This window comes from Streptomyces sp. SID486 (genome assembly GCF_009865385.1).
Lineage (GTDB): Bacteria > Actinomycetota > Actinomycetes > Streptomycetales > Streptomycetaceae > Streptomyces.
Genome location: NZ_WWJT01000567.1, coordinates 1 through 8,940, shown reverse-complemented (window position 1 = coordinate 8,940; position 8,940 = coordinate 1). Strand labels below are relative to the sequence as shown.

Below are 8,940 nucleotides of genomic sequence, written 5' to 3'. Positions count from 1 at the left end.
CGCCGCGGGGGCCGCCCGCACCGCCCGGCCGGTGCCGTGCCTGCGGCGGCAGCGGGGTGCGCGGCGGTGTGCCGCGTCGCGGTCCGTCGTTCGGGGGGCGCGTTCCGTGTTGCTCCACAGGGACCAACCTAGGTCTGTTTATGTGCCGAATCGGGCCTCAGACACGCCGAGGGGACCAGCTCGGCCCGGCGTCCGACGCTCTCGTGAGCCGGGCGCGCGGGACGCCGTAAACTGGTGGATCGGCCAGTGTCGGTCTCTGGCCCCTGGCAGCCCCTGGCCCACTCAACTACGGGAAGTCGCAACGTGTCGCTCACGATCGGAATCGTCGGCCTGCCCAACGTCGGCAAGTCGACCCTGTTCAACGCCCTGACCAAGAACGACGTGCTGGCGGCCAACTACCCGTTCGCCACGATCGAGCCGAACGTCGGCGTGGTCGGCGTCCCCGACGGCCGCCTCGCCAAGCTGGCCTCGATCTTCAAGTCGGACCGCATCCTCCCGGCCACGGTCGACTTCGTCGACATCGCCGGCATCGTGCGCGGTGCCTCCGAGGGCGAGGGCCTGGGCAACAAGTTCCTCGCGAACATCCGCGAATCCGACGCGATCTGCCAGGTCATCCGGGCCTTCAAGGACGAGAACGTCGTCCACGTCGACGGCAAGGTCTCGCCGAAGGACGACATCGAGACGATCAACACCGAGCTGATCCTCGCCGACCTCCAGACGATCGAGAAGGTCCTGCCGCGCCTCCAGAAGGAGTCCCGGATCAAGAAGGACATCGCGCCCAAGGTCAAGGCCGTCGAGGAGGCCAAGGAGATCCTGGAGAAGGGCGACACGCTCTTCGCGCACGGCATCGTCCAGGGCACCGAGCGCAACGAGCTGCTGCACGACCTGCACCTGCTGACCACGAAGCCGTTCCTCTACGTCTTCAACGTCGACGAGGACGAACTGGTCGACGAGGAGTTCAAGGACGAGCAGCGCGCCCTGGTCGCCCCGGCCGAGGCGATCTTCCTCAACGCCAAGCTGGAGGCGGACCTCGCCGAGCTGGACGAGGAGGAGGCCCTGGAGCTGCTGCAGTCCGTCGGCCAGGACGAGCCGGGTCTCGCCACCCTCGCCCGCGTCGGTTTCAACACCCTGGGGCTCCAGACGTACCTGACGGCCGGCCCCAAGGAGTCCCGCGCCTGGACGATCAAGAAGGGCGCCACGGCCCCCGAGGCGGCCGGTGTGATCCACACCGACTTCCAGAAGGGCTTCATCAAGGCCGAGGTCATCTCCTTCGACGACCTGGTCGAAACGGGCTCGGTTGCCGACGCCCGCGCCAAGGGCAAGGCCCGAATGGAGGGCAAGGACTACGTCATGCAGGACGGGGACGTGGTGGAGTTCCGGTTCAACGTGTAACCGCTCCATTACTGCACGCTAAGTGATCCGCCAAGCGTGCAGGTGGGAAGGGGTCGGCTCCTCCGGGAGTCGGCCCCTTCGTCGTCACCGTGCTGGATGGGTGCTGGATGTTCTGACGCGGGGTCAGCGGCAATCAGGTCTCGTAAACGGTAGACCTGTGTCCCACATGGACGACCCACACCACGAGCTCTCCGTTGTCGATCGTGTAGACGACCCGGTAGTCGCCGACTCGCAGCCGGCGGCGTTCCGGCTGCGACACGAGCGCGGTGGTGTTGAACCCGAGGGGATCGCTCTCCAGCTCGGTCAGCTTGGCCAGGATGCGCAGCGCCATGGTGCGAGGGATCTTCCGAAGCTCGGCCTGCGCCTCCGGTCGGAAGACGGTCCGGTACTCACTCACCGCGCGCCAGCGTCTCCCTCATGACGTCCTCGATCGGGATGCCGGGTGCCGGGTTGGCCATGCGCTCGTCGATGATCCGGTTGATCTCGCGCTCTTCCCACTCCTGGTACTTGCGCAGCACCTCGATGGAGACGACGGCGGCGACTTCCTTGCCCCGGCGCGTGATGACCGTGGGTACGTCGTCGCGGTCCGCACGCTCCACGACTTCCGCCAGGTGGGCGCGCACGTCGCGGATGGACTCTATGGGCAGCGGCTGCGTCATGCGCTCAAGCGTACCGAGTGTGCCATGTGTACACAACCTGGTCCGGTCGTGTGGTGCTGGATGAACTCGCACCGTGCTGGATGGGTGGATGACCACTTACAGAGCCGTGTTTCCGCAGGTCGGAGCTCTGCATTGAACGTTCCGCTTCAACGTTTAATACGTTCGGCGAAAGGCCGTCTGACCTGCGACGGAGCGGGTTGGGCGGCCTTTGCGGTCCGCACAGAGTCCGCAGCGTGCTGGATGCCTCCGGCACGCGGGGGAGCGGTTACGCCGCTTCGTCGACCTGCGCATGGGCGTCGGCGGACTGGTCCGCGTACGCCTTGTCGACGGCGGCCCGGGTCCGCTCCTCGGAGTCGGGCCACAGGTGGGTGTGGATGTTCAGCGTCATGGCCGCATCGGTGTGGCCGAGGCGCTCGGAGACCGTCTTCGCGGACTCGCCGTGCTTGATCAGCAGGCTGGCGTAGGGTGCCGGAGGGCGTGGGGTCCGGTGCCCTTCGCTATGCCGGCCTTCGCGCAGGCGGGCCGCCAGGACCCATCCATGGAGTGCGGGTAGACCACGGGCCCGCCCTGCGGCGCCGTGAAGATCCAGCCCCCGGGCCCATTGCGGGGAAGTCCCGCGGGTGGGCCTTCATCGCATCCACCGCCATGCGGGGGAGCGGGACCGTGCGATGCGAGCGCTCGGTCTCGGGCGGACAGACGTACACGCCTTGCTTGGCGGTCTGCTGGATCTGCTGCCCGACCGAGACGGTCGTGTGCAGCAGGTCCACATGCCGGAGCTGGAGGCCGAACAGCTCGCCGGGGCGGAGCCCCGTGGCTGTGCCGAGCAGCACGAGGCCCGGCATGATGGGCGCCGGTGAGTTCTCAGGTGTCTCTAGAGGGGCGACTATGGCGTCCAAGGCCGAAGCCGATTTCGGAGTCGCCGGACGGGACGAGTGGTCCTATGCGCCGGCTGTCGGCGTGGGACCGCTCCGGTTCGGTATGACCGTCGTCGAAGTGGTCGAGGCGGCTGAGACACTCGGCCAGACGAAGGTCAGCGGTTGTGCACCGCACCACGCGATTTTCTCGCCGACCTGGAAGGTCGAGGTCCGCCGTCACGGGGCGGCTCCTTCTCCATCTGCCGTCACAACCTATGTGAGTCAAGCTGTGGGCCTCTTCTGCGTTGCTGTCGACGCCGTGTACGGTCCCCAGGTCGCATACGACGGAATCCCGCTGGTCGGGCGAGACTTGTCGGATCTGGAGAGCGACGCAATCGCGTATGCCGAGGCAATGGATGTGTACTTCCGCTACACGCCCGAGGGCTACGCAGGACCGGATGATCCCGGGGTCGTCATGCGCGGGCAACTAGTCGGGCCGGTCCTCCGGTCGCGCCCGTTGTTCATGGTGACGCGCGACGGCGCGAATACCGAATGGGACTCGATGCCCTCCGAGGAGCACCGCCTCAACGAGTCGACGGCCTGACGTGGCGTGACTCATGACGAGGAGGCCCGAATCCGCCAGCCCATCAGTCGAGGTCGCGTTCGGGCCGCCCGTTACGCACCCGGTTGCCCTCGCTGTCCGTGGCAGCGAGGGCAACAGTCGTCAGGCGGCTCGGGCCACGGGTAACTGCGCGACCCACGTCGTGACCTCAGTCAGGTGCTCGGGCTGCAGCCCGAGGTGCGGGTCGGGATGAACGAGGAGCGTCGGCGTTCCCTTGGCGGTGCGCTCCGCCGCCCAGGCGTGGTCGAGGGCGGTGAAGTCGTCGTCGATCCAGACGGCGGGGGCGTCGCCCGGCCAGGCATCGACGTGGTCGCGCTTCCAGAGGTAGCCGTTGGGGTGGCTGGTGACGATCTGCGGACGCGGGAGATCGACGCACGGCAGGGCCGGGAGGTCGAGAAGGGGCCCGATGAGGGTGGTGGCGTCCTGCCGCCAGCTGGTGCACCAGACCGGAGTGACCAAGCCGGTGCGGATGACGTCCTGAAGGCCGAGATCGGCGGCCGGTGCTGATTCTGGGCTGACTTTGATCTCCAGGAAGCGTGTTTTCGCAGGTGGGTGCCCCGGCCTGAACGTTCCGGGTCAGGTGTCGTGAAGGGGGGAGCGGTGCTCTGCGTGTCTCTGGACGGGAACGGGCTCCCCGCCGCCGTTCGTGGCGAAGGGGAGCCCCGCAGAGCCGACCGCCTACCGGATCAGTTCCCGGCCTCGTCGTCCTCGCCCGTCTCCCACGGGGTTCTCCCCTTGTCGTCCGCGCTGCTCTCCGGCGCCCAGGGCGTGAACATGTCCGTGCCGGCGTCGCCATCGGGGTCCGCGGCCGTGCCGGTGAACAGCGGGCGCTCGGGGAGCGGGGGGCTCAGGTGAGGGTTTTCAGGGCGGTTTCCGTCGTCGCCATGATCGTGCGGGTCTGGTGGGTCACCTGGTCGGCTACGGGGACCCAGCGCAGGCGCAGGGCCTTCTCGAAGTCCGTGCACCACGTGGTGAAGAGGGCGTTCAGGTCGCGGTACAGGGCGGGGGCCGCGGTGTCCCGCGCCGCGTCCAGCAGTCGCAGGAGGAGACCCGCCGCGCGGAGCGGCTGGCGGCGGGCCACGATGTCCAGGGCGGAGACATGGGCCGTGGTCAGGTGGCCCGGGGCTTCGGCCGCCTGGCGGGCGAGGGGCTGCCAGGAGTCTGCCACCAGGTCGTAGAGGCCGCCCGCCATCCACTCCAGGACGCGTCTGGGCGGGCTGTCCTCGGCCGGGGGCAGGAAGTCGCGTGCCCGGTCCAGGAGGGCGGTCACCCGGTGTCCGTCGTCCCGTACGAGCCCGGCCAGATCGCTCAGTACCCGTGCGGGGTCGGGGTGCGGGGAGACGTCGTCCGCCGTGTCCGTCGCCCACATGGGGACCTCGACGATCGCCGTGACGCCGCCGTACCGCGACGGTGCGCACCACGTGGACAAGCCGATGTTCTCGGAGCCGGACGCCAGGCGGGCGGTGCTGTCCGGCGGGGGCAGGACGTGGATGCCGGGGCTGGGGTTCTCCCAGTACAGCGCGTCGTACGTGCCGTGCTGGACCGGGATGTCCACCTCCTCGGCGGACCTTCGGAAAGGGGTGGCCAGTCCGGGGAGGGCGCGGGTCAGCTGGACCCAGCTGCCGCCCGCCTCGACGTTGTGCAGGGAGCACTGGACGAACGGGCGCAGTTCCTCGATCACGTCGAGCAGCGCACGGCTCTCCGGCAGCTGCCGCCCCTCGATGGGCGCCCACTCCGGCTGCTCCGCCGCGACCGGGCGGTAGGCCGTGCGGTAGTAGTCGTCCAGGGTGTGGTCCGGGCCCGCCGTCGCCGCCTCGATCCCCTCGCTCAGCGCGGCCCCGTCCGGGTCAAGGCACAGGATGATGTCCCAGGTGACGAGGGAGAGGTCGGTCGTCGCGGAGAGCCGGTCGCCGTGTGCCACCCGCTCCGCCAGGGCGAGCGCGGTGGCGCCGCCGACCGGTTCGTCGGGGTGCGGGCGGGAGACCACCAGCGCGTGGCGCGGGCCGTGTCCCACGGACAGCATGAGGATCGGCCGGCCCGCGCGGGACGTCCCGATCCGGCGCAGGCGGCAGGCGCCGGGGAACCGGGTGACCAGCCGTCGCGCCGCATGGGTGACTTCCGCGACCGTGGGGTAGCGGTCCATCGTTGATGTCCGGTCAGGCGCCGCCGTTGCCACCGCTCTCGCCGGTGGTCTCCTTCTTGTCCAGCGGACGGATCTCGATCTTGTTCGGCATGCCGTGTCCTCCCGACGGTGGTGGTGGCCTGCGGTGGATCCATGTGCACTTGCCAGACTTCGTTCCTCGGGTCACTGTTGTCAACGCCTGTGGGTGTACAGAGGAGTTGGGTCTGTCGAGATTGGCGCGAAGATGACGGTGCACGCGATGCGGCGGCCCCGGATCAAGCCCGAGCACCGGGCCTACCGGACGGTGGACGGCCACGTCAGGATCGGGAGCGTCGTCCACGGCATCGGTTCCGAGGTCCGTGACCCCGACGGCTGGGTGTGGACGCTGGTCGAGGCGATGGACGGCACGCGGGACGCCGAGGGCGTCGTCGCCGAGGTGGTCCGCCGGCACCCGGACCCGGAGCTGTCGGCGGCCGACGTGGTCCAGGCGATGACGGACCTGACCGCGGCCGGGTTCGTCGAGGACGCCGGTGCCGCGCCGCCGGCGGAGCTGTCCGCGCGGGAACGCGAGCGGTACAGCAGGGGCATGACCCTGCTGCGCTGGATGGATCTCCGGCCGAGGGAGAGCGCCTGGGAGCCGCAGCTGCGGCTGCGTCGCGCCCGGGTCCTGCTGATCGGTGTCGGCGGCACCGGCGGAGCCGCCGCGCGCGACCTGGTGGCCTCCGGTGTGGGGCGGCTGCACTGCGTCGAGCCGGACGTCGTCGAACTGTCCAACCTCAACCGGCAGACCCTCTTCGGCGAGCACGACCTCGGTACGCCGAAGATCGACGCGGCGCTGCGGGCGTTACGCGCGCTGAACTCGGACACGACGGTCACCGGCGAGCGCCGCGAGGTGCGCGGGCCGGCCGACCTCCACGACCTGCTGACCGGCGACCCCGATCGTGCCGACAGCCTCGACCGTGCCGGTGGCTCCGATCGTGCCGGTGGCTCCGACCGTGCCGACAGCTCCGACCGTGCCGGTGGCTCCGACCGGGCCGGCAGCCCCGACCATTCCGGCAGCCTCGACCGTGCCGGTGGCCCCGATCGTGCCGGCAGCCCCGACCATTCCGGTGGCCCCGACCGTGCCGACGGCTCCGACCCTCCAGGCGGCTCCGGGGGCCCGAGCCGTTGCGGCGATCCGAGCCGTTCCGGTGGGCGTCGCGGTGGTGGGCCGGGGTACGACGTACTGCTGCTCGCCGCCGACCGGCCCGCCGTGATCCGCAGGTGGGCCAACCAGGTCTGTCTGAGCCTCGGTACGGCCTGGGCCGAAGCCGGCTACCGCGGGCCCCTGGTGAGCGTCGGGGTCTTCACGCCCGGCCGGGGCGCCTGCTGGGAGTGCCTGCGCCGTACCGAGGCCGAGCGGCGCGACCTGCGGCTCGCGCCCGGGCAGGACGAGGACGCCGCCTCGCCCCGCATGCCGTGGAATCCGGTCAACGCCGTGACCGCGAGCCTGTCGGGCGCTCTGCTGGCCCACGCCGCCGTCGTGCTGCTGTGCGGCATCCCGCCGGTCGAGCCCGGATGCCGGTTCGGTCTGAACCTCATGCTGCCGGGCGACGGGATCATGCAGCGCTCGGCACGACGCCCCGACTGCCCCGCCTGCGGAACGGCACCGGCGGTGATCCCGGGGCCGGGGGAGCCCTCGTGACGGACACCGGGACCGAGGACCCTCCCCGGATCGAGCCGGCCACGCGTGTCCGGCTGCACGAGTTGGTGATGCGGCGCGACCGGGACGAGTGGATCGTGGGCCGTATGGTCACCCGGACCTTCGTCGCCCTGCCGGCGGCCGGGGTCCGCGTGCTGGAACTGCTGGGCGAGGGACGGAGCGTGGCCGGCGCGGCGCGGACGCTGCGTGCCGAGACCGGTGAGGAGTTCGACATCGCGGACTTCGTGCGGGACCTGGCCGCTCTGGGGTTCGTGGCGGGGATCGGGGACCGTCCGCTCCCGGACGCCGAACCGCCGCGCGCCTCCCTGCCGTGGCTGCGCCCCCGCCATGTCCGGCTCGCCCTGCACCCGGTGCCCGCCGGGTTCGTCGCGGCGCTGCTGGCGGCGGCCGTCGTGGTCCTGGTGCGCCGTCCCGACCTGGTGCCCGGCTACCGCGACCTGCTGTGGAGCCGGCACGGCAGCCTGGTCCTGCTCACCGGGGCGGCGGCGGGGTGGGCGCTGCTGCTGGCCCACGAGCTGGCGCACCTGGTCACCGCCCGCGCGGCGGGCGTGCCGGGGAGGATGCGGCTGGGGACCCGGTTGCAGTTCCTCGTCATGCAGACCGACATCAGCGGCATCGAGCTGGCACCGCGACGCCATCGGCTGACGGCCTACCTGGCCGGCATCGCCTTCAACCTGTCCGTCGCCTCGGCGCTGGTCCTCGCCCTCGCCCTGACGGAGACGGGGACGACGGTCCACCGGCTGCTGGCCGCGGCCCTGCTGCTGGCCCTGCTGCCGTTGCCCTTCCAGTGCATGGTGTTCACCCGTACCGACCTGTACTTCGTCCTCCAGGACCTGACCGGCTGCCGCGATCTGTACGGCGACGGACTCGCCTACGCCCGCTATCTCGCCCGGCGGTTGGTGCGAGCGCTCCGCCCCCGCGGGGCATCGCTGTCCGCCGGGCCGAGCGGCTGTTCCGGTGGCGGGGCATCGCTGTCCGCCGAGCCGGGCGGCTGTTCCGGTGGCGGGGCATCGCTGTCCGCCGGGCCGAGCGGCTGTTCCGGTGGGCCCACGATGCCCGGTGGGCCCACGATGCCCGGTGGGCCCACGATGCCCGGTGGGACCACGATGCCCGGTGAGCCCACGGTGTCCAATGAGCCCACGGTGTCCGGTGATCCGAGCAGCCGGCTGCCTCCGCACGAGCGCCGGGCCGTTCGTCTCTACAGCGTCGTCCTCGTGGCCGGCACCGCGGCCTGCCTCGCGTTCATGGCCGTCGTCACCCTGCCCGCCGACGTCACCCTGCTGGTCCGCGCGGTCCGGGGACTGGGACCGGGGCACGGTCTCGCGCGCAACGCCGACTCGGCGGCGGTGCTGCTCACGCTGGGCGGGGTCAACGTCCTGTGGCTGGTGACCCGGTGGCGCGACCGCCGCCCGGGCAGGTCCCGTCCGGCCGGGTGACGGTGGCCGTGGGGTGGCCCTGGTGACGGCGGACGAGGGGGCGGCCGCTCGGGGAGCCGCCCCCTTTGCCGTGCGTCACGCCTCCTCGTCGACCCAGCTCATCAGCTTGCGGAGCTGCTTGCCGGTGGTCTCCAGCAGGTGCTCGGCGTCCTG

General features: G+C 71.1%; 9 protein-coding genes and 1 pseudogene. 4 read left to right on the top strand and 6 right to left on the bottom strand.

Annotation, left to right across the window (positions count from 1 at the left end):
* Nucleotides 1-303 precede the first annotated feature (303 nt).
* On the top strand, nt 304-1,392 hold the full coding sequence (ychF, locus tag GT045_RS26285) for a redox-regulated ATPase YchF (protein WP_161335668.1): 1,089 nt from the start codon (nt 304-306) through the stop codon (nt 1,390-1,392).
* 133 nt (nt 1,393-1,525) lie between these two features.
* Here ychF and GT045_RS26280 read toward each other — a convergent pair whose 3' ends face one another.
* From GT045_RS26280 to GT045_RS40520, 3 genes are all read right to left on the bottom strand, one after another.
* Nucleotides 1,526-1,789: a type II toxin-antitoxin system RelE/ParE family toxin gene (locus tag GT045_RS26280; protein ID WP_161287394.1), complete on the bottom strand. Its 264-nt coding sequence runs from the start codon at nt 1,787-1,789 to the stop codon at nt 1,526-1,528.
* A complete protein-coding gene (locus tag GT045_RS26275) occupies nt 1,782-2,051 on the bottom strand; it encodes a type II toxin-antitoxin system Phd/YefM family antitoxin (RefSeq protein ID WP_071271322.1) in 270 nt (89 codons plus the stop codon). The genes GT045_RS26280 and GT045_RS26275 overlap by 8 nt, the downstream gene beginning before the upstream one ends.
* 265 nt (nt 2,052-2,316) lie before the next feature.
* The gene (locus GT045_RS40520; protein ID WP_272926902.1) at nt 2,317-2,439 is read right to left on the bottom strand and encodes a hypothetical protein; all 123 of its coding nucleotides are present in this window, start codon (nt 2,437-2,439) and stop codon (nt 2,317-2,319) included.
* Between the two features lie 497 nt (nt 2,440-2,936).
* Here GT045_RS40520 and GT045_RS26265 point away from each other — a divergent pair, with 497 nt between their 5' ends.
* On the top strand, nt 2,937-3,509 hold the full coding sequence (locus GT045_RS26265) for a hypothetical protein (protein WP_161335667.1): 573 nt from the start codon (nt 2,937-2,939) through the stop codon (nt 3,507-3,509).
* Between the two features lie 120 nt (nt 3,510-3,629).
* Here the strand turns inward: GT045_RS26265 and GT045_RS26260 are convergent.
* From GT045_RS26260 to GT045_RS39080, 3 genes and pseudogenes are all read right to left on the bottom strand, one after another.
* Nucleotides 3,630-4,004, bottom strand: a pseudogene (locus tag GT045_RS26260) (hypothetical protein); the annotation flags it as partial.
* A 370-nt stretch (nt 4,005-4,374) separates the two neighbouring features.
* Nucleotides 4,375-5,670, bottom strand: a complete 1,296-nt coding sequence (locus GT045_RS26255; RefSeq protein WP_161335666.1) for a M14 family zinc carboxypeptidase — start codon at nt 5,668-5,670, stop codon at nt 4,375-4,377.
* A 13-nt stretch (nt 5,671-5,683) separates the two neighbouring features.
* Nucleotides 5,684-5,836 carry a hypothetical protein gene (locus GT045_RS39080; protein WP_202515034.1) on the bottom strand — a complete coding sequence of 51 codons (153 nt, stop codon included), beginning with the start codon at nt 5,834-5,836 and terminating at the stop codon, nt 5,684-5,686.
* A gap of 57 nt (nt 5,837-5,893) precedes the next feature.
* Between GT045_RS39080 and GT045_RS26250 the strand changes: the two genes are divergently transcribed.
* A complete protein-coding gene (locus tag GT045_RS26250; RefSeq protein WP_161335665.1) occupies nt 5,894-7,333 on the top strand; it encodes a ThiF family adenylyltransferase in 1,440 nt (479 codons plus the stop codon).
* Nucleotides 7,330-8,787: a hypothetical protein gene (locus GT045_RS40010; protein ID WP_345942763.1), complete on the top strand. Its 1,458-nt coding sequence runs from the start codon at nt 7,330-7,332 to the stop codon at nt 8,785-8,787. The genes GT045_RS26250 and GT045_RS40010 overlap by 4 nt, the downstream gene beginning before the upstream one ends.
* Nucleotides 8,788-8,940 lie beyond the last annotated feature (153 nt).

Excerpts from the sequence above, each read along its gene's own strand:
- GT045_RS26275 (WP_071271322.1), bottom strand. The coding sequence starts at position 2,051 with ATGACGCAGCCGCTGCCCATAGAGTCCATCCGCGACGTGCGCGCCCAC.
- GT045_RS40520 (WP_272926902.1), bottom strand. The coding sequence starts at position 2,439 with ATGACGCTGAACATCCACACCCACCTGTGGCCCGACTCCGAGGAGCGG.
- GT045_RS26265 (WP_161335667.1), top strand. The coding sequence starts at position 2,937 with ATGGCGTCCAAGGCCGAAGCCGATTTCGGAGTCGCCGGACGGGACGAG.
- GT045_RS26255 (WP_161335666.1), bottom strand. The coding sequence starts at position 5,670 with ATGGACCGCTACCCCACGGTCGCGGAAGTCACCCATGCGGCGCGACGG.
- GT045_RS26250 (WP_161335665.1), top strand. The coding sequence starts at position 5,894 with ATGACGGTGCACGCGATGCGGCGGCCCCGGATCAAGCCCGAGCACCGG.